General features: G+C 63.6%; 18 protein-coding genes, 1 tRNA gene and 2 rRNA genes (1 of these 21 only partly in view). 15 read left to right on the forward strand and 6 right to left on the reverse strand.

The window, feature by feature from the left end; all coding sequences use genetic code 11:
- From AC0L2D_RS09215 to AC0L2D_RS09270, 12 genes are all read left to right on the forward strand, one after another.
- Nucleotides 1–1296: ribosomal RNA gene (locus tag AC0L2D_RS09215) — 23S ribosomal RNA — on the forward strand (it extends 1526 nt beyond the left edge of the window).
- A gap of 270 nt (nt 1297–1566) precedes the next feature.
- Nucleotides 1567–1681 (forward strand): 5S ribosomal RNA (gene rrf / locus AC0L2D_RS09220).
- 154 nt (nt 1682–1835) lie between these two features.
- Nucleotides 1836–1912 (forward strand) — tRNA-Met (locus tag AC0L2D_RS09225).
- 679 nt (nt 1913–2591) lie between these two features.
- Nucleotides 2592–3623 (forward strand): substrate-binding domain-containing protein, encoded by a 1032-nt coding sequence (locus AC0L2D_RS09230; RefSeq protein WP_013529471.1) that lies wholly within the window; start codon nt 2592–2594, stop codon nt 3621–3623.
- Between the two features lie 93 nt (nt 3624–3716).
- Nucleotides 3717–5252 (forward strand): sugar ABC transporter ATP-binding protein, encoded by a 1536-nt coding sequence (locus AC0L2D_RS09235; protein ID WP_473540857.1) that lies wholly within the window; start codon nt 3717–3719, stop codon nt 5250–5252.
- 76 nt (nt 5253–5328) lie between these two features.
- Nucleotides 5329–6252: an ABC transporter permease gene (locus AC0L2D_RS09240; RefSeq protein ID WP_224674565.1), complete on the forward strand. Its 924-nt coding sequence runs from the start codon at nt 5329–5331 to the stop codon at nt 6250–6252.
- Nucleotides 6253–6277: 25 nt separating this feature from the next.
- Entirely contained in the window at nt 6278–7258 is a 981-nt protein-coding gene (locus AC0L2D_RS09245; RefSeq protein WP_473540858.1) for a sugar-binding transcriptional regulator, read from the forward strand.
- Nucleotides 7255–8250 (forward strand): aldo/keto reductase, encoded by a 996-nt coding sequence (locus AC0L2D_RS09250; protein WP_027161269.1) that lies wholly within the window; start codon nt 7255–7257, stop codon nt 8248–8250. Before AC0L2D_RS09245 ends, AC0L2D_RS09250 begins: the two co-directional genes overlap by 4 nt.
- A gap of 21 nt (nt 8251–8271) precedes the next feature.
- Nucleotides 8272–9969, forward strand: a complete 1698-nt coding sequence (locus AC0L2D_RS09255; protein ID WP_473540859.1) for a glycerol-3-phosphate dehydrogenase/oxidase — start codon at nt 8272–8274, stop codon at nt 9967–9969.
- Nucleotides 9960–10802: a class I fructose-bisphosphate aldolase gene (locus AC0L2D_RS09260; RefSeq protein WP_473540860.1), complete on the forward strand. Its 843-nt coding sequence runs from the start codon at nt 9960–9962 to the stop codon at nt 10800–10802. Before AC0L2D_RS09255 ends, AC0L2D_RS09260 begins: the two co-directional genes overlap by 10 nt.
- A 22-nt stretch (nt 10803–10824) precedes the next feature.
- Nucleotides 10825–12339 carry an FGGY-family carbohydrate kinase gene (locus AC0L2D_RS09265; RefSeq protein ID WP_063169059.1) on the forward strand — a complete coding sequence of 505 codons (1515 nt, stop codon included), beginning with the start codon at nt 10825–10827 and terminating at the stop codon, nt 12337–12339.
- The gene (locus AC0L2D_RS09270) at nt 12336–13952 is read left to right on the forward strand and encodes a GMC family oxidoreductase (protein WP_275954548.1); all 1617 of its coding nucleotides are present in this window, start codon (nt 12336–12338) and stop codon (nt 13950–13952) included. Before AC0L2D_RS09265 ends, AC0L2D_RS09270 begins: the two co-directional genes overlap by 4 nt.
- A 12-nt stretch (nt 13953–13964) precedes the next feature.
- On the opposite strand, the gene AC0L2D_RS09275 is transcribed toward AC0L2D_RS09270, so the two are convergent.
- Nucleotides 13965–14882, reverse strand: coding sequence for a LysR family transcriptional regulator (locus AC0L2D_RS09275; RefSeq protein WP_013529480.1), 918 nt, complete (start codon nt 14880–14882; stop codon nt 13965–13967).
- A 134-nt stretch (nt 14883–15016) separates the two neighbouring features.
- On the opposite strand from AC0L2D_RS09275, the gene AC0L2D_RS09280 reads away from it, so the two are divergent.
- Nucleotides 15017–15655, forward strand: a complete 639-nt coding sequence (locus AC0L2D_RS09280; RefSeq protein WP_473540861.1) for a DsbA family protein — start codon at nt 15017–15019, stop codon at nt 15653–15655.
- A gap of 44 nt (nt 15656–15699) precedes the next feature.
- On the forward strand, nt 15700–16311 hold the full coding sequence (locus AC0L2D_RS09285) for an NAD(P)-dependent oxidoreductase (protein ID WP_473540863.1): 612 nt from the start codon (nt 15700–15702) through the stop codon (nt 16309–16311).
- 25 nt (nt 16312–16336) lie between these two features.
- Here AC0L2D_RS09285 and AC0L2D_RS09290 read toward each other — a convergent pair whose 3' ends face one another.
- The 5 genes from AC0L2D_RS09290 to AC0L2D_RS09310 all read right to left on the reverse strand — a co-directional run bounded on the left by AC0L2D_RS09290 (nt 16337) and on the right by AC0L2D_RS09310 (nt 21715).
- Complete coding sequence (locus tag AC0L2D_RS09290; RefSeq protein ID WP_473540864.1) at nt 16337–17137, reverse strand: ABC transporter ATP-binding protein; 801 nt, start codon at nt 17135–17137, stop codon at nt 16337–16339.
- On the reverse strand, nt 17134–18036 hold the full coding sequence (locus AC0L2D_RS09295) for an ABC transporter ATP-binding protein (protein ID WP_473540865.1): 903 nt from the start codon (nt 18034–18036) through the stop codon (nt 17134–17136). The genes AC0L2D_RS09290 and AC0L2D_RS09295 overlap by 4 nt, the downstream gene beginning before the upstream one ends.
- On the reverse strand, nt 18033–18863 hold the full coding sequence (locus AC0L2D_RS09300; RefSeq protein ID WP_473540866.1) for an ABC transporter permease: 831 nt from the start codon (nt 18861–18863) through the stop codon (nt 18033–18035). The genes AC0L2D_RS09295 and AC0L2D_RS09300 overlap by 4 nt, the downstream gene beginning before the upstream one ends.
- On the reverse strand, nt 18860–19846 hold the full coding sequence (locus AC0L2D_RS09305; RefSeq protein ID WP_473540867.1) for an ABC transporter permease: 987 nt from the start codon (nt 19844–19846) through the stop codon (nt 18860–18862). Before AC0L2D_RS09305 ends, AC0L2D_RS09300 begins: the two co-directional genes overlap by 4 nt.
- A 258-nt stretch (nt 19847–20104) precedes the next feature.
- Nucleotides 20105–21715, reverse strand: a complete 1611-nt coding sequence (locus AC0L2D_RS09310) for an ABC transporter substrate-binding protein (protein WP_473540868.1) — start codon at nt 21713–21715, stop codon at nt 20105–20107.
- On the opposite strand from AC0L2D_RS09310, the gene AC0L2D_RS09315 reads away from it, so the two are divergent.
- Nucleotides 21714–22028, forward strand: coding sequence for a hypothetical protein (locus AC0L2D_RS09315; protein ID WP_473540869.1), 315 nt, complete (start codon nt 21714–21716; stop codon nt 22026–22028). The genes AC0L2D_RS09310 and AC0L2D_RS09315 overlap by 2 nt on opposite strands.
- Nucleotides 22029–22057: the final 29 nt, after the last annotated feature.

Consider the following 22057-nt stretch of genomic DNA (forward strand, 5'->3'; position numbering starts at 1 on the left):
TGCGTGGTTCCAGGAAATAGCTCCTCCTTATAAACCGTACCCGAAACCGACACTGGTGGTCTGGTAGAGTATACCAAGGCGCTTGAGAGAACTATGCTGAAGGAACTCGGCAAATTGCACGCGTAACTTCGGAAGAAGCGTGACCCTTTTCTACGCAAGTAGAGGAGGGTGGCACAGACCAGGGGGTAGCGACTGTTTATCAAAAACACAGGGCTCTGCGAAGTCGCAAGACGACGTATAGGGTCTGACGCCTGCCCGGTGCTGGAAGGTTAAGAGGAGGGGTGCAAGCTCTGAATCGAAGCCCCAGTAAACGGCGGCCGTAACTATAACGGTCCTAAGGTAGCGAAATTCCTTGTCGGGTAAGTTCCGACCTGCACGAATGGCGTAACGACTTCCCCGCTGTCTCCAGCATAGACTCAGTGAAATTGAATTCCCCGTGAAGATGCGGGGTTCCTGCGGTTAGACGGAAAGACCCCGTGCACCTTTACTATAGCTTTACATTGGCATTCGTAGTGGCATGTGTAGGATAGGTGGTAGGCTTTGAAGCCTGGGCGCCAGCTCAGGTGGAGCCACCCTTGAAATACCACCCTTATTACTATGGATGTCTAACCGCGGCCCGTTATCCGGGTCCGGGACAATGTATGGTGGGTAGTTTGACTGGGGCGGTCGCCTCCTAAAGAGTAACGGAGGCGCGCGATGGTGGGCTCAGAACGGTCGGAAATCGTTCGCTGAGTGCAATGGCATAAGCCTGCCTGACTGCGAGACTGACAAGTCGAGCAGAGACGAAAGTCGGTCATAGTGATCCGGTGGTCCCGCGTGGAAGGGCCATCGCTCAACGGATAAAAGGTACGCCGGGGATAACAGGCTGATGACCCCCAAGAGTCCATATCGACGGGGTTGTTTGGCACCTCGATGTCGACTCATCGCATCCTGGGGCTGGAGCAGGTCCCAAGGGTATGGCTGTTCGCCATTTAAAGCGGTACGTGAGTTGGGTTCAGAACGTCGTGAGACAGTTCGGTCCCTATCTGCCGTGGGTGTAGGAATATTGAAAGGATCTGTCCCTAGTACGAGAGGACCGGGATGGACGGATCTCTGGTGGACCTGTTGTGGCGCCAGCCGCATAGCAGGGTAGCTATATCCGGACGGGATAACCGCTGAAGGCATCTAAGCGGGAAACCCACCTTAAAACGAGTATTCCCTGAGAACCGTGGAAGACGACCACGTTGATAGGCCGGGTGTGGAAGAGCGGCAACGCTTGAAGCTTACCGGTACTAATAGTTCGATCGGCTTGATCGTTCTCATTCCTTATGCCCATCTGACAAAGTCAGATGGTCTGTTCTCACTCACGCTTGTTCCGCCCTGCGGGCGGCGCTACGTGGGTGCGGCGCATCAGCGCCGACGGTCGGTCGACCTTGCGAAGCTTCGCTTCGAAAGGCGCCAGACCAAGAACCGTAAAGGCACACAAAGACCAGCGAACAGCCCCGAGAGGCACCCGACAGCTCCGCTGCCGATGTCTCTTTGTGCGCCTTCGCTCAAAAGCTTCTCGAACAACGTGCGTTTTGCCGACCTGGTGGTTATGGCGGAGCGGCTGCACCCGATCCCATTCCGAACTCGGCCGTGAAACGCTCCAGCGCTGATGGTACTTCGTCTCAAGACGCGGGAGAGTAGGTCGCTGCCAGGTCTGCCAAACGCACGTTGATCTCACATCCAAATCGGATGGAGAAAAATCTTCTCTTTATGAAATGGCCCGCCAAGGGATCACGGGCCGCGTAAGCGGCCCTTTCATTTGGTCAGCCATATACCTATCTGTAGGCCTCGGCTTACACAAAAATTGACGCGGGGTGGAGCAGCCCGGTAGCTCGTCAGGCTCATAACCTGAAGGTCACAGGTTCAAATCCTGTCCCCGCAACCAAATTCAAAAAAGCCCGCCATCGTGCGGGCTTTTTGTTTTGTGCTGTGCTGTGCTGCCGGCCTGTCATCAGGCGCCCGCAACCAGCCAAGCCAAGCCGCCAGACAGAAAACGCAAATCCTCTCCCCAAAACCAACATCAAAAACAGCCCGCCAGCCACAAATGCCCGCGCGCCGTTTTGATATGCGGCTGGGGTGGCCATCGATCTGCCCAGGCTCAGGCCCCCGAAAGCGAAGCCGAAGCTGCGGGACAAAAGAACCAAATCCCGTCCCGCAAACCAAACTTCACTAAGCAACAGCCCGCCTGGCATCAGCCGGCGGGCTGTTCGCGTTCAAGGGACAATGGTGCCGGCAAGCGGCCGGCGGGAGGGTACCATGCGAGCCCCCGTGCGGATACTCCACCACCCTCTCCGGTTTCGCGGCCAAAGGCCGGTAAGGCCTTGCCCAGCCCGTACGGCATCTTGGCGGCCGCGACCAGCCTCGTCGACCGGAGCGTAGAAATCCCCTTGAAGGAGACTATGAAATATATTTCACTATGTGAATTATATTGACAATGCGCGCCCGGGCTGTAATGTCCCGATCGTCGGCTTTCGGAGGAAGGTCGGCATCATCAAATCCATACGGCAGCGCTCACTGAGTGCCTGCGACGGTCATTGAGGATGGCTTCGGCCAAGGGAGGAAACTTGCGCAAATTTCTGAGCACGCTCGCAATCGCGGCGGCTGCATCGACCTGCTTTGGGTCGATGCAGGTACGCGCCGAAACCCCTAACCCGTTCAAATGCGAGCCGGGTGAAAAATACGTCATGAACGTGATGGTCTCGGGCGTCGAATACTGGTTCCCGGTCTATGAAATGTTCAAGCAGGCCGGCCAGCAATTCGGCTGCGAGACCGCCTATACGGGTACGCCGGAATACGACGTCAACAAGCAGATCGCCACCTTCGACCAGGCACTGGCGCAGAAGCCGGCGGGTATACTGGTGCATCCGATGAACTCCGATCCGTTCATCGAGCCGATCAACCGCGCCATCGAGCAGGGCACCGCGGTGGTGACCTTCGCCGCCGACTCGCCGAATTCCAAGCGCGTCTCCTACATCACCTCCGACAACAATGCCGAAGGCACCTATGCCGCCGACGCCGTTGCCAAGGCGATGGACGGCAAGGGCGAATATGCGGTGCTGGAGAATCCCGGCCAGGACAACCACGACAAGCGCGTCAACGCCTTCGTTGCCCGCATGGAAGCCAAATGGCCTGACATGAAGCTCGTCGGCCGCGCCGCTTCGAACCAGGATCCGACCAAGGCCTATCAGGCGGTTTTGAGCCTGGCCCAGGCGCATCCTGATCTTGGCGCCGTGTTCATGCCGGAGGCCAACTCGGCCATCGGTGCTGCCCAGGCCGCCAAGGAAGGTGGCGGCAAGATCCGCGTCATGCTCGCCGACGTCAACGCCAAGATCCTCGACATGATCAAGGCCGGCGAGATCTTCGGCTCGGTCAATCCCAACCAGGGCATGCAGGGCTATATGGGCTTCATGCTGTTGTGGATGGCCAAGCATCCCGGCCTGATCGATCCGATGAACGACGCCAAGCGTTCGGGTTTCAACCCGATGAGCGTGCCCTTCGTCGACAATGGCTTCTCCATCGTCTCCAAGGACAATGCGGACGACTTCTACTGGGACAAGTACCTCAAGCGTCGCGGCACCAAGGGCATCGAGGAATAGTCTCGATCGCCGCCCCGGCCTCCACAAGGCCGGACCAACCGGGAAGGAGGCTTCGGCCTCCTTCCTCCCCCGCAAGCATCGCAGGAGCATGGCGTGACCCAGGCGCCCATTCTTGAAATCCGCGGCCTGTCCAAGGCGTTCGGCCCGGTCAAGGCACTGAGCGACGTGCGGTTCGAGCTGCGGCGCGGCGAAATCCATGCGCTGTGCGGTGAGAACGGCGCCGGCAAGTCGACGCTGATGAACATGATCGCCGGTGTATTGCAGCCCGACGAGGGCGACATCCTGATCGATGGTGAGCGCATTTCGATTCACTCGCCTGCGGCCGCCCAACGTCTCGGCATCGCGCTCGTCCACCAGGAGATCGCGCTGTGTCAGGACGCCACGGTTGCCGAAAACATCTACATGGCCGCGATCAACTGCCGGCGCGCGCCGCTGATGAATTTCCAGAAGCTCTACGCTGACGCCCAGAAGGTCATGGACCTGCTCGCGCCCATTCCGGTGCGCACCAGGGTCGCCGACCTCTCCATTTCCAACCAGCAGCTCGTCGAGATCGCCAAGGCGCTGACGCTCGACTGCAAGGTGCTGATGCTCGACGAGCCGACCGCCGCACTCACCGAAAGCGAAGCGCAACGCCTGTTCTCGATCGTGCGCGGGCTTAGGGAACGTGGCATTTCGGTGGTCTATATCAGCCACCGCATGGCCGAGATCTTCTCGCTCTGCGACCGCGTCACCGTCTTCCGCGACGGCCGCTACGTGGCGACCGATGCGATAGCCGCCGTTTCACCCGACGATGTCGTGCGCAAGATGGTCGGCCGCGAAATCACCCAGCTCTATCCCGACAAGCTGGCGCCGCAAGAGCCTGGGCGCCTTCTCCTGTCGGTCGAGGGGCTTTCCGATGGGCGCCGCTTCGCCGACGTCGATCTGCAGCTTCGCGCTGGCGAAATTCTGGGCATAGGCGGCCTGATCGGCGCCGGCCGCAGCGAGATCGCACAGACGGTCTGCGGCCTCAGGCCAATGATCTCTGGAACCGTCGCGCTCGACGGAAAGCAGCTGCGGCTGCGCAGTTATGGCGATGCGGTCAAGGCGGGGCTGGTCTATCTCTCTGAGGATCGCAAAGGCTCCGGCGTGTTCCTCGATCTGCCGATCGCGGCGAACATATCGGCGCTCGACCTCGGCCGGCTCACCGGGCGCCTCGGCCTGCTCGACCGCAAGGCCGAGGATCGTCAGGCGCGGGAGCTGACCGGCAGGCTCGGCGTGCGCATGGCCGGCATCGAGGCCACTGTGTCGACGCTGAGCGGTGGCAACCAGCAGAAGGTTGCCATCGCCAAGCAGCTGTCCGTCAGTCCCAAGGTCATCATCATGGACGAGCCGACGCGCGGGATCGATGTCGGCGCCAAGGTCGAGATTCACCGGCTGCTGCGCCAGCTAGCCGGCAGCGGTGTCGGCGTCATCATCATCTCGTCCGAACTGCCGGAGCTGATTGGCTTGTGCGACCGCGTTCTTGTGGTGCGCGAAGGCAGGATCGCCGGCGAACTCGCCGCCAGCGAGCTCGGCGAGGAAGCCATCATCATGCTCGCCTCGGGCGTCCAGGACAGTTCAATTCAAAGGCAGTCCCAGAATGTCGCCTAGGGAATCAGGAGAAGCGCTCGTGCACGCCGAAATCAAGTCCGCCGGGCGGCGCATCAACTTCGCTCACCTCGCCTCGATGCGCGAGGCCGGGCTGATCGTCATCATCCTGGCGCTGTGCATCGCCATGAGCTTCGCCTCGCCGCACTTCCTGACATGGGGCAATTTCCGCGCCATGCTGATGAGCTTCTCCATCGAAGGCATCGTCGTCGTCGGCATGACCGTCCTGCTCATCGTTGGCGGCATCGACCTTTCCGTCGGCTCCGTCGTGTGTTTCTCGATGGTGGTCTCGGGTGCGCTGTTCCTCGCCGGGCTCGATCCCTGGACGGCAAGCCTGATCGGCATCGGCGTCAGCGCGCTGATCGGCGCGGCCATGGGCTTCTTCGTGACCGTGATAGGGCTCAATCATTTCATCACGTCGCTGGCCGCCATGGTCATCGTGCGCGGCATGTGCCTGGTGGTCACCAAGGGCACGCCGCTGTCGCTGTTCACCTTGCCGCCGGCCTTCAAGGCCATCGGCCAGGGCAGTTTCAACAACATCCCCTATGTCATCCTGATCTTCATCGTCGTGGTGGCGATCTTCGACTTCCTGCTGCGTCGCGCCACGGCCTTCCGCAAGGTTTTCTACACCGGCTCCAACGAGAAGGCCGCGCAGTTCTCCGGCATCAGGACCAATCAGGTGAAGTTCTGGGTCACGGTGCTGTGCTCGACCCTCGCCGGAGTGGCCGGCGTCATCTACATGGCGCGCTTCGGCGCGGCGACGCCGACCTTCGGCGCCGGCATGGAGCTCAACATCATCGCCGCGGCCGTCATCGGCGGCGCCTCGCTGAATGGCGGCTCGGGCACCATCTTCGGGGCGATCCTCGGCATGGCTCTGCTGTCGGTGGTGACGAGCTCGCTTATCCTGCTCGATGTCTCGGTCTATTGGCAGGACATGATCAAGGGATGCATCCTGCTGGCAGCGGTGTCGATCGATCACTTCCTGCACCGCAAGAAGTCCTGAACCTCAAAGGCGGCGAAACAAGACCATGGCCCCTCCCAACACCCGCGACGACATCGCCGCTGTTCGTCAGATGCACCAGGCGCTTGTCCTGCATTATGTCGAAGGCAAGACCCAGGCCGAGATCGCCGGGGAACTCGGCATCTCGCACGCGACCGTCAACCGGCTGATCAAGCGCGGTCACCAGCTCGGTCTCGTCGAGATCAAGATCAAGTCGCCGATCGATCATCTGGTCGAGCTGGAAGCGCGGCTGGTGGCGCTGGGCGGCATCGAGCGGGCGATGGTGGTGCCGTCGGTCTCCGAAAATCCGCACACCGCCCTGCAGCGGGTCGGCGAGGCGGCGGCTGGGCTGCTGCTCGACACCATCAAGGACGGCGACACCATTTCGATCACCGGCGGCAAGGGCGTCAGCGCGCTGGTCGCCGGTCTCAAGCCGGGGCGCCGCTACGACGTCGAAATCATTCCCGCCACCGGGCTGGTGCAGGGCAAGCACTACACCGATGTCAACCACGTCGCCTCGCTGATGGCCGACAAGCTCGGCGGCCGCGCCTACCAGATCCATGCGCCGTTGTTTGCGGACACCGCGCAGCAGCGCGAGATGCTGATGGGCATCAGCTCCGTCGCAGACGTGTTTCGCAAGGCGCGCGAGGCCGATGTCGCGGTGGTGGGTGTCGGCTCCATCCTGACCGACGATTCCAGTTACTACGATTTGCATCCGTCCTCGAATGCCGATCGCCAGGCGATCGAGAAGTCCGGGGCAACAGGCGAGCTGCTCGCCCATCTCATCGATCGCCGGGGCAAGCTTTGCAACTACTCGCTCAACCGTTCGTTGGTCTCGCTGACGCTTGACGAGTTCGCGACCATCCCGCGCTCGATCGGCATTGCAAGTGGCGCCAGCAAGGTCGCGCCGATCCTCGCCGCAATGCGCGGAAATCATCTCGACACCATCGTCACGGACGAGGCCACGGGGCTCCAGATCCTCGAGCTGGCCGAACAGGAGGCAGCATGAATTCTCGACAGATCCAGCGGCAGATCGGCAAGTCCGGCATATCGGCGTCGGCCGTGGGCCTGGGCACCTGGGCGATTGGCGGATGGATGTGGGGCGGCACCGACGAAAAGGAGTCGGTGCGGGCGATCGAAGCCTCGATCGATGCCGGCCTCAGCCTGATCGACACAGCGCCGGCCTACGGTCTTGGCCGCAGCGAGGCGATCGTCGGCACCGCCATCAAAGGCAAGCGCGACAAGGTGGTGATCGCGACCAAATGCGGGCTGAACTGGCATTCGGGCAAGGGCGGGCATTTCTTCGACCAGGACGACAAGCCAGTGCATCGCTATCTCGGCGCCGACGGCATCGCCTATGAGGTCGAGCAGAGCCTGCGGCGTCTCGGCACCGATCATATCGACCTCTACATCACCCATTGGCAGGACCCGACGACGCCGATCGCCGAGACGATGGCGGTATTGGAAAAGCTCAAGGCAGCCGGCAAGATCCGCGCCATCGGCGCCAGCAATATCAGCGCCGAGGATCTCGGCCATTATATCGATGCCGGCCAGCTCGATGCGATCCAGGAGCGCTATTCGATGATCGACCGCGACATCGAGAGCAGCCTGCTGCCGATCACTCGCCGCCATGACATCGCCACGCTCAGCTATTCGTCGCTGGCGCTGGGGCTGCTCACCGGCACGGTCGACCCCGGCCGCACATTCGGCGGCGACGACCAGCGCAAGGACAACCCGCGCTTTTCCACGGCCAACCGGCAGAAGGTGGCAAAGCTGAAAGAGGCCATCGCCCCTATCGCCGAGAGCCACCAGGCGTCGACGGCGCAGATCGTCATCGCCTGGACGCTCGCCCAGCCGGGCATCACCTTCGCCCTGTGCGGCGCGCGCAATCCCGAACAGGCGCTCGACAATGCACGGGCCGGGGAGATCACGCTTGCGGCAGGCGAGCTTGCGGCAATCGACGCCGCGGCAGCCGCGCATCTCACCGCGATGGATGCCTGAGAAAAAAAGGCAACAGCCCCGATGAACCGTAGCCATACGTTAGCCGGTCTGCGCGACCGGCCTGATATCGCCGTGCTCGTCATCGGTGGCGGCATCAACGGCATCAGCGTCTTTCGCGAACTGGCGCTGCAAGGCGTCGATGTCGTACTGGCGGAAAAGGGCGATTATTGCAGCGGCGCCAGCGCCGCCCTTTCACGCATGGTGCATGGCGGCCTGCGTTATCTCGAAAACGGCGAATTCAAACTGGTGCGCGAATCGCTGCTCGAACGTGACCGGCTGCTGAGGAATGCCCCGCACTATGTGGCCCCGTTGCCGACGACGGTGCCGATCTTCGACATTTTCTCCGGCCTTGCCAACGGTGCGGTGCGTTTCCTGGGTCTGACGCGGCGGCCGAGCCGGCGTGGTGCGCTGGTCATCAAGACCGGCCTGGCCATGTACGACCTGTTCACCGCCGCACGGCGTTTGATGCCGACGCACAGGTTCAGGGGCCGCGCTGAAACCTTGAAAAAATGGCCGGCGATCAATCCGGCGATCCGCAATTCGGCGACCTACTACGACGCCTGGGTGAGCCGGCCCGAACGCCTCGGCCTGGAGATGCTGCTGGACGCCACGGCAAGCGCGGCGAACGCCCGCGCCTTGAACTACGCTCAGGTATCGTCGACAGGTGATAGCCTCGCCATTACCGACACGCTGACGGGCGAACAACTGCCGGTACGGGCGCAATTGGTGATCAACGCCACTGGCGGCTGGATCGACCTGACCAACAAGGCCGTCGGGGCGGCGGCGCAGACGATGATGGGCGGCACCAAGGGCTCGCATCTCATCGTCGACAATGCAGAACTGTTCGACGCGCTCGGCGGCCATATGGTCTATTACGAGAACGAGGACGGGCGCATCTGCATCCTGTTTCCCTATCTCGGCAAGGTGCTGATCGGCTCGACCGACATCCGGGTCGACGATCCGGACAAGGTGCGTTGCGAGGAGGACGAGCAGCGCTACATCCTGCAGTCGCTCGCCTTTGTATTCCCCTCGATCAAAGTAGCTGAAAACCAGATCGTGTTCCGCTTCGCCGGCGTGCGACCCTTGCCCGCCAGCGAGGACAGTTTTACCAGCCGCATACCGCGCGATCATTTTTGCGAGTTCGTAGAAGCGAGCGGGCACCTGCCGGCGACACTGTGCATGATCGGAGGCAAGTGGACCACCTTCCGTTCGTTTGGAGCGCTGGCCGCCGACATGGCACTGAAGCGGCTCGGCCTCGCGCGCAGCCAGGGCACGCAGGACATGGCCATCGGTGGCGGCCGTGATTTTCCGGCCGATCCGGACGCCTGGTGCGCATCATTCGCCGCCGAGCATGGCCTGACGGTCGAGCGCGCGCAAACGCTTCTGCAGCGCTATGGCACGTCGGCCAGGGATTTCGTTTCGCACCCGGCGGGCGAACAGATGCTGCCACTGTCGGACTATTCGGCAAGCGAGATAGGGCGCATCATCGAGCGCGAGCAGATCGAGTGCCTTGCCGACCTGTTCTTGCGCCGCACCACCATCGCCATTTCAGGCGGTCTCAGCTTCGACCTCGTCAACGCCGTTCTCGACATGCTGGCGGCGCACAAGGACTGGAGCGCCAGCGAGGCTGCCACCGAGCGCTCGACCTTCCTCGCCTTGCTGGCCGACCGGCACGGCATCGACCTCCAGACACATCAAAGGAGCGCCCTATGCGCGTAAACAAGAAAGTCCGTATGAACCGGCTGTTCGGCGGCGGCCGCTGCCTCGACGTCGCCATCGATCATGGCGTCTGCAACGAGCCGAGTTTCCTTGCCGGGCTGGAAGACATGGCCAGCGTGGTCAACCAGCTGGTCAAGGCCGGCCCCGACGCCATCCAGATGAACTACGGCCAGGCCGACCTGCTGCAGGCCGGGCCTGGCAAGGACAAGCCGGCGCTGGTGATGCGCATCGACATGGGCAATCCCTATAACAGGATACGCCACCGGGCGATGTGGGCGGTGCTGCAGAACGAAGCCGAGCCCTTGCTTGGCGCCATCGAGATGGATGCGGCTTGCGTCGTGGTCAATCTGTTCATGCTACCCGACGAGCCGGACCTGTTCCGCCAATGCGTGCAGAACATCGCCCGCGTGCGCGCCGATTGCGAGAAATACGGCCTGCCGCTGATGATCGAGCCGCTGGCCATGCTGCCGGTCACCGAGCATGGCGGCTACATGGTCGACGGCGACGCCGATAAGATCGTCACCTTGACCCGGCTTGCCCGCGAGATGGGTGCCGATATCGTCAAGGCCGACCCGACCACCGATCCCAACGACTTCCACCGCGTCGTCGAGGCGGCGCGCTGCCCGGTGCTGGTGCGCGGCGGCGGCAAGGAGGATCTGCGTGCCGTGTTCGACAAGTCGGCCGCCTTGATGGCACAGGGTGCGCTTGGCATGGTCTATGGGCGCAACATCTACCAGCATGCCAACCCGAGCGCTGTCGTGCGCGGGCTGATGGCAATCATTCACGACGATGCCGATGGCGGCGCAGCCTGGGATCTGTACAACCAGGCATAGGCTGCGGCCTCGGGAGGCGCCAATGGCAAGCTATATCCTCGGTCTCGATGCCGGCAACACCGTCATCAAGGCCATTCTCTTCGACCTGTCGGGCCGCGAACTGGCATTCGCCGCCCGTGACGGCCGCTCGTCCATGCCAAAGCCCGGACATGTCGAACGCGACCTCGACGAACTCTGGCGCAATGCGGTCTCGGTCATTGGTCAATGCATCGCTGAAGCCGGTATCGACGCCGGCGAGATCGTCGCCATCGGCTGCGCCGGCCATGGCAACGGGCTCTACGCGCTCGATCGTGCGGGCGCGCCATTGATCGGCATCCAGTCGCTCGACACACGCGCCGTCGACATCGTTGCCGAATGGGCAGAACAGAATGTCGGCGACCGCACCTACGCACATTGCCTGCAGCGGCCGTGGGCGGCGCAGACGCCGACCCTGCTTGCCTGGCTCAAGCGCTTTTCGCCGGCTTTGTTTGCCAGCATTGGAACTGTGTTCTTGTGCAAGGATTTCGTCGTCAACCGCCTGACAGGTGCGCGCAGCAGCGATACTTCAGATATGTCGGGCTGCGGCCTGCTGCAGATGCAGGACCGCCGCTACGAGCCGGACCTGCTTGCCGCCTATGGGCTCGGCGATTGCATGGACCTGCTGCCGCCAGTGCTGGAATCGGCCGACATTGCCGGCCATGTCAGCGCGGAGGTGGCGGCCCTGACGGGACTGCGCGCCGGCACGCCGGTCGTCGCCGGGCTGTTCGATGTCGTCGCCAGCGCGGTCGGTTCGGGCGTGACCAGAACCGGTGCCGCCTCGGTCATCGCCGGAACCTGGAGCATCAACCAGGTCATCACCGACAAGCCGATCCGCGACCCTTCGATCTTCATGCTGTCGACTTTCGATCGCCAGCGCTATCTGGCGATCGAATCCAGTGCCACCTCGGCCGCCAATCTCGAATGGATCGTTCGCGAATTCCTCGAACATGGCGGCGAAGCCGGCAAGTCGCCATTCGAATTGTGCAGCGAACTGGTGGCGTCCGTCGATCCCAACAGCGACATCCCGATCTATCATCCCTTCCTTTATGGCTCGCAGCAGAATGGCCATGCGCGCGCCGGCTTCTACGGCATCGCCGGCTGGCACAGCCGAGCCCATCTGCTGCGTGCGCTGTTCGAGGGGGTCGCCTTCGAGCATAAGCGCCATGTCGAGACCTTGCACAAAGCGGGCGCCGATTTCGACCAGGTGGTGCTGTCCGGCGGCGGCTCGCGCAGCAGCGTCTGGCCGCAGATTTTCGCCGATGTGCTCGGCGTGCCCGTCACCGTGGCGCGCAGCCGCGAAACCGGCGCGCTGGGAGCGGCGATCGCGGCGGGCACCGGCGTCGGCATTTTCGCGGACTACAGTGCCGGTGCAACCGCCATGACAGCGGCCGCCCGACATTTTGTACCCAACGAGACGGTTGCTCACGCATACGCACGGCGGTATCGACTCTATGGCGAGATCAACCAGGCGATGACCCCGATGTGGGAGCGCATCGCCGGACAGCAGGCGCGCACGTGACCGAAGCTTCACCGTCTCCGTTCGGCAGTTACGACTACGTCATCGTCGGTGCCGGCTCCGCCGGCTGCGTGCTCGCCAACCGGCTCTCGGCCGATCCGCGCAACAAGGTGCTGCTGCTCGAGGCCGGCGGCAGCGACCGCTATCACTGGGTCGATATCCCGATCGGCTACCTCTTCTGCATGGGCAACCCGCGTACCGACTGGATGATGAAGACCGAGCCGGAAGCCGGTCTCAACGGACGCAGCCTCAACTATCCGCGCGGCAAGGTGCTTGGCGGCTGTTCATCGATCAACGGCATGATCTACATGCGCGGCCAGGCTGCCGACTATGATGGCTGGCGCCAGGCCGGCAATGCAGGCTGGGGCTGGGACGATGTCCTGCCTTACTTCCTCAAGTCGGAAGACTTCCATGGTGGCAAGAGCGCCATGCACGGCAGCGGCGGCGAGTGGCGGGTCGAACGGCAGCGGCTTTCATGGCCGATCCTCGACGCCTTCCGAGACGCGGCCGAGGAACTCGGCATTCCGCGCACCGAAGACTTCAACACCGGCACCAATGAAGGCTCGGGCTATTTCGAGGTCAACCAGAGGAAGGGCGTCCGCTGGAACACATCGAAGGCGTTTTTGCGCGGTATAGCGGGGCGCAAGAACCTGCGCGTAGTGCTCGGCGCGGAAACCGAACGGCTCGAATTCGACGGCCGGCGCGTCACCGGACTGGTTTTCCGCCAAGGCGGCCGCCTGCATCAGGTCCGCGCTGGACAGACGATCCTTGCGGCCGGCGCCATCAACTCGCCCAAGCTGCTCGAACTGTCGGGGGTGGGGCGCCCCGACCTGCTCTCGGGCATCGGCGTGGATGTTCGTCATGCTTTGCCAGGCGTCGGAGAAAACCTGCAGGACCATCTGCAGATCCGCACCGTCTTCAAGGTCGCCAACACTGCCACGCTCAACCAGCGTTACCACAATCTGGTCAGCCGTGCGTCGATGGGGCTGGAATACGCGCTCAAGCGCAGCGGGCCGCTGTCGATGGCGCCAAGCCAGCTCGGTATCTTCGCCAGGAGCGATCCGCGCCTCGCAACGCCCGATCTGGAATATCATGTGCAGCCGCTGAGCACCGACCGTCTGGGCGAGCCGCTGCATCGCTTTCCCGCGGTCACCGTCTCGGTCTGCAATCTGCGTCCGGAAAGCCGGGGCAGCGTGCACATGGGTTCGTCCGACGCGCGGGAGACGGCGAAGATCCGGCCGAACTATCTTTCCACCGAGGGAGACCGCAGCGTGGCCGTCGCGTCGTTGCGCCATGTCCGCAGTTTGATGAAGGCTCGGGCGGTGGCGCGCTTTGCGCCGGAAGAGATGCTGCCCGGCACGCAGTATGACAGCGATGAAGAGCTCATCCGCAAGGCCGGCGATATCGGCACGACGATCTTCCACCCCGTCGGCACCTGCAAGATGGGTTCGGATACGATGGCGGTGGTCGACGACGGCCTGCGTGTTCACGGGCTTGCCGGGCTGCGCGTGGTCGATGCCTCGATCATGCCGACAATCGTCTCGGGCAACACCAACTCGCCGGTCGTCATGATCGCGGAGAAGGCAGCCGAGATGATCCTGCAAGAGGCCCGCTGACCGCCATCGGCTTCAAGCCGTGGCAACACCGCGCGATCGCCGCTTCTCGGCCGCCGCGAGCAGATCGACGAAGGTGCGCACCTTGGCGGGCCGGAACCGGGCCGGCGGAAAGACTGCGTGGATGCCGCCTGACGGCAGGCTCCAGTCGGCAAATACCGGCACCAGCCGCCCCTCGGCGATATCGTCGCTGACGCTGTAGTCCGGAAAGACGCCCAGCCCGATGCCGACGAGCACGCAAGCAAGGGCGGCGGGGCTCTTGTCGCACATGAGGACCGGATTGAGCTCGGTCAGCACCGTTTCGCCATCCCTGGAAAACAGCCATTGGCCGATGCCGCGCAACTGGGTGTTGCCGACCCAGGCCAGCGATCTTGCCTGGCGCGGCGTCAGGTCCGGCGGCAGGCTCGCCGCGAAGCCAGGGCTCGCCACCACGATTTGCCGGATCGTCCCCAGCCGCCGCGCCTGGTTCGAGGAATCGGTGAGCCAGCCGACGCGGATGCCGAGATCGATCTGCTCGTCCACCAGATTGCTGACGGCGTCGTCGAAGATCGCCTCGACGCGCATCTGCGGATAGGTTCTGAGATAGGCCGCCATGACCGGAGCCACCATCTTGGTGCCGTAGTCGAGCGGCGCCGTCAGCCTCAGCGTTCCGCTCGGTTCGACGGTCCCGCGCGAGATTTCGCCATAGGCGGCCTCCGCTTCCCGCAGGATGATCATCGCGCGGTCATAGAAGAGGCGCCCCTCTTCGGTCGGCGTGACACGCCGGGTCGTGCGCTGCAGCAGCGTTGCGCCCAGTTCCTCTTCGAGCTTGCCGATCTGATGGCTGACCACGGCCTTGGCGACGCCAAGCCGGTTGGCTGCGGCCGTGAACGAGCCGGTTTCCATCACCGTGGTGAAGTAGGCGAGCCGATTGAGGTTCAGAAGTTCGGCCAAGCTGGCTGCCCTTTGTCTGATTGGATCATACAGTTTGTATTATTGGGTGCCATTTATCGCAAGACCCCCACCTGCCACATATCAGCCAACGGCATTCGATCAAGCCGGCAGCCGGATCATGGGTAGCAGCGATTATGAACAATTCAGAAGTGACCTATCTTTTCGATCCCCTCTGCGGCTGGTGCTATGGTGCCACCCGGATGCTCGGCCGGTTGTCGGCCGCCGGCGTGCGCGTCGAGCTGCTGCCGACCGGCCTGTTTTCCGGCGCCGGCGCGCGTCCGATGGATGAAGGTTTTGCGGCGCACGCCTGGGCGAACGACCAGCGCATCGAGCGCCTGACCCGACAATCGTTCACGCCGGCCTACCGGCACAATGTCCTCAATGTCCGTGGCACCCTGCTCGACTCACATGCCGCCACACTCGGCATCACTGCCGCTGGCCTGGAGGACCCTAGCCGCCGGTTTGCGGCGCTGAAGACGATCCAGCATGCGCGCTATGTAGAAGGACGCGATGTCGTGACGATCGGCGGTGTGGCCGAGGTGCTCGCCGCCGACGGCATGGCGGACGCCGCCGAAATGCTCAAGGCGCCGACCGAAACATTGCTGGCGGCTCACCGCGATCAGGTTGGCCGTGGCCGTGCGCTGTTCCAGCGCCTACATGCCGATGGCGTGCCTTCGCTCGCGGTCATCCGCAACGATGCGCCCCGGCTCATCGGTTCGAACGCGCTGTTCGGCAGCTTCGACAATCTCGTCGCCCACATCGCGGCGGCGTGATCCCATCCTCCCAGAAAACCTCCACAAGGAACAAGGAAACAGACATGGCAAAAGTCGCTCTCATTGGTGCATCGGGCGCCGTCGGTTCGCGCCTTCTCAAGGAACTCTCCGATCGCGGCCACACCGTCACCGGCATTGCGCGCAACCCGGAAAAGATCGTCGCGCTTCCGGGCGTGACGGCGAGGAAGGGCGATGTCTTCGACAGACAAGGTCTCGCGGACCTGCTCCGCGGCCATGACGCGGTGATCAGCTCCGTGCATTTCCTGGACAGCGATGCCGATACGCTGATCGAGGCGGTTCGCGCCTCCGGCGTGAAGCGCTATCTCGTCGTCGGCGGCGCCGGCAGTCTCGAAGTCGCGCCCGGCAAACGGCTGGTCGATAGCCCCGACTTCCCGGCGATCTACAAGGCAGAAGCGCAGAAGGGCGCCGACTTTCTCGACAGATTGAAGACGGTCGACGACCTCGATTGGACGTTCCTGTCGCCATCCGCCATGTTCGTGCCTGGCGAGCGCACCGGCAAATTCCGCCTCGGCAAGGACACGCTTCTCGCCTCCGACAAGGGCAGCAGCATTTCCTTCGAGGACTACGCGATCGTCATGGTCGACGAGATCGAGAAGCCGGCCCACATCAGGCAGCGCTTCACCGTCGGCTATTGAGCGGACGGGTGGTAGCGGCCGGGTCTCAATCGTGGCCGGCCGACGCCAGCCGCATCAGGGCCCGGTTCAATCTCGGTGCTGCCGCCACCAGCGCCTTGCCGATGGCCGATTGCGGTGCGTCGATGACGGTTCGGGCATCGCCGTTCTCGGCAACCCGGCCGGCGTCGAGAAGGATGACGCGGTGGGCGACCGACCGGATGACGCCGAGATCATGTGAAATGAAGAGATAGGCGATCTTTTCCTGGCGCTGCAGGTCGAGCAAAAGCTCGAGGATCTCCCCGCGCACGGAAACGTCGAGCGCCGACACCGCTTCATCGAGCACGATCAGCGACGGCTTCGTGGCGATGGCGCGGGCAATGGCGACGCGCTGCCGCTGACCGCCTGAGATTTCGTGGATGGCACGCGGGGCGAGGTCCGCCGTCAGCCCGACGCGCTCCAGCAAGGCGGCGATGCGGCGCGGGCGCTCGCTGCGGGAAGCGATGCCATGGATGCGCAAGGGATCGTCGAGCACACGCGCCACTGTGGCGCGCGGGTTGAAGGCGGCAAGCGGGTCCTGGAACACCATTTGCAGGCGCGCGCGGCGGGCACGCAGTGCTGCGCTGCGCAGGGCCAGGAAATCGTCGCCTTCGAACTCGATGCGTCCGTCGTCCGGCTCGATCAATCGCAGCACCACCAGCGCGATCGTCGATTTGCCGCTGCCGGAGGGTCCGGCCAACGCCAGCGTTTCGCCCGGCTCGATGTGAAAGGAGACATCGTCGACTGCAGCGATGGTGTTGTCGCCTCGACGGTAGCGCTTGGTGAGATTGGACACCGCCAGCAGGCTCATGCGTGGAGCCCGGCTCGGTTCAGCAGCGGCTTGGTGTCGAGGCCGATATGGGCATCGAGCAATGCGCGCGTATAGGGCTGGGCCGGGGCGCCGACAATCTGCGCCGTCATGCCAAGCTCGACCAACTGCCCATGGCGGAAAACGGCGATGCGCCCGGCAAGCTCGGCCGCCAGCGCGATGTCATGGCTGATGAACAGCAGCGTCATGCCGTCCTCGGTCACCAGGCGTCGGATCAAGGCGACGATCTCGGCCTGCACGATGGTATCGAGCGCGCCGGTCGCTTCGTCGGCGATCAGCAATTTCGGACCGGCCGCAATGGCGGCGGCGATCGCCACACGCTGCTTTTGGCCGCCGGAAAGCTGGTGCGGGAAGGCGCGCAGGGCCGAGTCAGGATCGGGCAGCCGGACGCGTTCGAGCAGGGTTTTGGCCCTGGCATAGGACTGGGACCAGGTGAGGCCGAGATGGGTGCGGGCGACTTCGGCGATTTGTTTGCCGATTGGCATTACGGGGTCGAGGCTGGCGGATGGGTCCTGGAAGACGAAACCGATATCGCGGCCACCGAGGGGAGGGTGACTTGATCTGGTGAAGAGCATTTGCGGTCTATGCTCTACGAGGCCCCCTTCTGTCCTGCCGGACATGTCCGGCAGGACAGAGGGGGGTGCCTTGGCGCCCAACGTCGACGGTAGGAACCAATCGATCTTTCCTTCAGTCTTGGTGCTTGCCGGCAGCAGCCCTGCAATCGCCAGCGCCAGCGTGCTCTTGCCCGAACCGCTTTCGCCGATGATGGCCAAGCGCTCGCCAGCCTCTATGTCGAGGCCGACATCCTTCAGCGCCGCCACCTCGCTGCCGTCGCGGCGGTAGGTCACCGTCAGGTCGCGGATCGAAGCCAGGGTGGTCACGACAGGCCTCTCCTGACCGCCGTCGTCTCGACGAGGCCTTCACCGGCGAGATAGACGCCGAGCACGGTCAGCACCAGCGCTATGCCCGGGACGATCGACAAGAAGGGCGCGGTGCGCAGGACAGCGCGGCCTTCGGCAATCATGCCGCCCCAGGTGACCCGGTTGGGATCGCCCAGGCCGAGGAACGACAAGGCCGCCTCGGTGAGGATCGCCGCGGCGACGATCACCGACGACATCGCCAGCACCGGCGGCAAGGCATTGGGCAGCACCTCGCGAAAGGCGATCGCCAGCGGGTGCATGCCGATGACCCTGGCGCCGGCGACATAATCGCGTTCGCGAATGGAGAGGACTTCCGCGCGGGCGACACGGGCTGGTCCGGTCCAGGTGCCGAGCGCGATGGCGATCACGACGATGCCGAGCGACGGTCCGACGACGCTGACGAAGGCCAGTGCCAGCAGGAAACTCGGCACGGTCTGGAAGGCGTCGGTGATGCGCATCAGCACCTCGTCGACGAGGCCGCCGGCAAAGCCGGCCAATGTGCCGACCACTGCCCCGACGACAAGTGCGGCGGCCGCGGCGGCGATCCCGACAGCCAGCGATGTGCGGGCGCCATGAAAAAGCTCGGCCAGCACGTCGCGGCCAAGCCGATCGGTGCCAAGCGGGAGCGACCAGTCCTGGAACGGCGGCAGCAGCGCCGGCCCGGCAATCGCTTGCGGATCGCCGGGGAACAGCAGCGACGCCGACAGCGCCATGGCGATCAGCGCCGCCAGGAGGATGGCGCCGGCGACCGCCTCGGGCGTGCGCAGAAAGCGGCGGAGGGCACTCATGCGCCGGCCTCGCTGGCGCCGACGCGCGGGTCGAGGAAGGCATAGGCGATGTCGACGGCAAGGTTGATGACAATGACCAGGACGGCGCTGGTGAGAATAATGCCGAGCAGAAGCGGCGTATCGCGGGAGGCGACTGCCTCCTGCGCCAGCCGGCCGAGGCCGGGCACGGAAAAGACGCTCTCGATGACGACACTGCCGCCGAGCATCTGCGCCGACTGCAGGCCGAGCATGGTGACCAGCGGCAGCAGTGCATTGCGGGCGACGTGGGCGAGCACGATGCGGCGGCGTGATAATCCCTTGGCGCGCGCGGCCAAGACGAAATCCTGTCGCCAGACCTCGGCCATGCCGGCGCGCATCATGCGCAGATAGAGCGCCAGGTAGATGAAGCCGAGGGCCGAAACAGGCAGGATAAGATGGACGGCGATGTCGGCTGCGCGGTCAAGGCCGGTCTTGTCGGAAGCCAGGGTCTCGATGCCGCCGATCGGCAGCCAGCGCAGGTCGACGGCAAAGACGACGATCAGCACCAGTCCGAGCCAGAAACCCGGCACGGCATAGAGTCCGAGCGAGCCGATCGACAGGAAGCGGTCGCGGAAACTGCCCGGCCGGGCGCCGGCATAGATGCCGAGTGCCGAGCCGAGCCCGAAGGAGAGCACGGTGGCGCTGACCATCAACAGCAGCGTGTTGGGCAGGCGTTCGAGGATCACATCGCGGATCGGTCGGGAGAAGGTCACCGACTGGCCGAGGTCGAGATGCAACAGCGCCCAGAGATAGTTAGCCAGCCGCGTCAGCTCCGACTGGTCGAGGCCCCAGCGATGACGCAGCAATTCGATCATGCCGGCGTCGCCGCCGGTCGAGACGATGTAGGCGTCGACGGCGTCGCCGGGGGCGGCCTCGAGCAAAAGGAACGTGCCGATGACGACGATCAGCAGCACGAAGACGCTGCCGACGAGGCGGCGGCGGAGAAGGGTGAGGGCGCGGTTCATGGGGGCGTCGATGGGTTGGCGATACGTTGATTAGGACCGCGCCTAGGCACCCCCCTCTGTCCTACCGGACATCTCCCCCTCAAGGGGGGAAATCGGCTGTCTCTTTTGGCTTCGCCAATCTCCAACGTTGAAGAATTCGCGGGACAGACAAGCGGCCAATCTCCCCCCTTGAGGGGGAGATGTCCGGTAGGACAGAGGGGGGCCTCGTAGAACTCAAAGCCTACGATGATTTCGCGAATTTTCATCCGCGCAATTCTGTCACGATTCCAAATACGTGTCCGCCCAGTTCGACACCGCCCAGCGCGGGTTGTTGGCGATGTTGCCGACGGTGTCTCGCGCGACGCTGATGAAACTCCATTCGGCGACGTTGATCAGCGGCAGGTCGGCAGCCACCGCCTTCTGGAATTCCTTGTAGAGGTCGGTGCGGGCTGATGCGTCGAGCGTCTCCGATGCCTTGGCGATGAGCGCATCGAGCGCATCGTTCTTGTAGCCGCCCTGGTTGGAGAACGGCACGCCGTCCGGAATGCCGCTCTGCACCAGGATGGTGGTCGAGATCGCCGGATCGCCGCGGAACACCGGCGGACCGACCGCGAGATCGAAGGCGTGGTCGGTGTAGACCGCCTTGATGTGCGCGGCCGAGTCGTTGTTGACCAGCTCAGCGTCGATGCCGATGGCGGCGAGCGCCTGGCGCAGATAGTCGCCGAACTGTTTTGTCTCGTTGAAATAGGGCGCAGGCAGCAGTTTCAGCGTGAAGCGCTTGCCGTCCGGGCCTTTCTTGTAGCCGGCTTCATCGAGCAGCGCGTTGGCCTTGGCGACGTCGAAGGCATAGGTCGGCACATCGGCGGTGTAGAATTGTGGATCGTTCTTCGGCACCGGGCCGGTGGCTGTCGCGGCATAGCCGAGGAACACCGTCTTGACGACGAAATCCTTGTCGATGGCATGTGCGATCGCCTGCCGCACTTTGACGTCGGCCAGTTCCTTGCGGCGATGATTGATCTCGACGACGAGTTGATAGGTCAGCCCTTCGTAACCCTTGGTGATCACTTTCAGGCCCGGCACTTTCGAGATGCGGTCGAGGTCGGCCAGCGGCACGGCGGAAAAGGCCGCGAGCTGGATCTCTCCGGCCTCCAGCGCGCTCGCCGCGGACGTGCGATCCGGCAGCACCTGATAGATGATCTCGTCGAGATAGGGCTCGTCCTTGCCCCAGTAGTCGGTGTTTTTGGTCAGCCGGTAATATTGGCCGGCCTTGTACTCTGCGAATTTGAACGGTCCGGTGCCGATGGGCGCGTTGTTGGCCGGGTTGTCCTCGATCTTGCCAACCTCGTAGATGTGCTTCGGCACCACGCTGCTCAGCGCCGGCAGCGCGTTGCGGATCAGCTGGAACGGCGTCGGCTTGGCGAATTTGAACACGGCGGTGAGATCGTCCGGGGTGTCGACGCTGGCCAGATCCTTGAACACGGTGCGGCCGAGATTCTGCAGCGGCTTCCAGATCTGCAGCGCCGAGAAGGCGACGTCGGCCGAGGTGAACGGCTTGCCGTCATGCCATTTGACGCCGTCGCGCAGTTTGAACGTCACCGAGAGCCCGTCGGCGGCACCCTCCCAGCTCAGCGCCAGCCGTGGCGCGAGCCCGTCCTTGCCGTCGTAGGAGGCTTCGGCGAGCGTTTCGACGATCTTGCTGGAGATGAAGAAGACGCCGTTGGAGGCGACGATCGCCGGGTTGAGGTTGCGTGGTTCGGAATCGGCGGCAAGCACCAGCCGTCCACCCTTCTTCGGCGTCTGCGCCCAGCTCGGTGCCGGCATGGCGGTGGAGGCCAGCAGCATTGCCGAGCCGGCAAGCATCGTGCGTCTGGAAATCGTGAAACCTGACATGATCGAACTCCGTCCTCTCCGCGACCCGGTCGGGTGCGCCAATACCCCTCGGACGCCGGCAAGCCCGCCAGCATCCCTTGCGGCGGCGATTATGAGCCTTGCCGAGGGTTTCGCCAGAGACGGAATTGGCGCATCCTCGCTTGGCTTTGAAATTTTCGTCCGCTGGACCAGTTTGGAACATGCGGCTCAATTCAATCAATCTGGTAGGACCAGATTGATTGAATATGCGTCGGGCGACCATATGATGACATCGAACAGTGCTGTTTGTCCTATTTCTGGCTGGACCAGAACGGGCAAAATGGTGCAGATTTGAGCCATAGCCAGGGGATCGCGAGCGGAACG

It is taken from the genome of Mesorhizobium sp. WSM4833, assembly GCF_055811095.1.

Excerpts from the sequence above, each read along its gene's own strand:
- AC0L2D_RS09240 (WP_224674565.1), top strand. The coding sequence starts at position 5,329 with ATGCGCGAGGCCGGGCTGATCGTCATCATCCTGGCGCTGTGCATCGCC.
- AC0L2D_RS09245 (WP_473540858.1), top strand. The coding sequence starts at position 6,278 with ATGGCCCCTCCCAACACCCGCGACGACATCGCCGCTGTTCGTCAGATG.
- AC0L2D_RS09250 (WP_027161269.1), top strand. The coding sequence starts at position 7,255 with ATGAATTCTCGACAGATCCAGCGGCAGATCGGCAAGTCCGGCATATCG.
- AC0L2D_RS09255 (WP_473540859.1), top strand. The coding sequence starts at position 8,272 with ATGAACCGTAGCCATACGTTAGCCGGTCTGCGCGACCGGCCTGATATC.
- AC0L2D_RS09260 (WP_473540860.1), top strand. The coding sequence starts at position 9,960 with ATGCGCGTAAACAAGAAAGTCCGTATGAACCGGCTGTTCGGCGGCGGC.
- AC0L2D_RS09265 (WP_063169059.1), top strand. The coding sequence starts at position 10,825 with ATGGCAAGCTATATCCTCGGTCTCGATGCCGGCAACACCGTCATCAAG.
- AC0L2D_RS09280 (WP_473540861.1), top strand. The coding sequence starts at position 15,017 with ATGAACAATTCAGAAGTGACCTATCTTTTCGATCCCCTCTGCGGCTGG.
- AC0L2D_RS09285 (WP_473540863.1), top strand. The coding sequence starts at position 15,700 with ATGGCAAAAGTCGCTCTCATTGGTGCATCGGGCGCCGTCGGTTCGCGC.
- AC0L2D_RS09290 (WP_473540864.1), bottom strand. The coding sequence starts at position 17,137 with ATGAGCCTGCTGGCGGTGTCCAATCTCACCAAGCGCTACCGTCGAGGC.
- AC0L2D_RS09300 (WP_473540866.1), bottom strand. The coding sequence starts at position 18,863 with ATGAGTGCCCTCCGCCGCTTTCTGCGCACGCCCGAGGCGGTCGCCGGC.
- AC0L2D_RS09305 (WP_473540867.1), bottom strand. The coding sequence starts at position 19,846 with ATGAACCGCGCCCTCACCCTTCTCCGCCGCCGCCTCGTCGGCAGCGTC.
- AC0L2D_RS09315 (WP_473540869.1), top strand. The coding sequence starts at position 21,714 with ATGATCGAACTCCGTCCTCTCCGCGACCCGGTCGGGTGCGCCAATACC.
- AC0L2D_RS09310 (WP_473540868.1), bottom strand. The coding sequence starts at position 21,715 with ATGTCAGGTTTCACGATTTCCAGACGCACGATGCTTGCCGGCTCGGCA.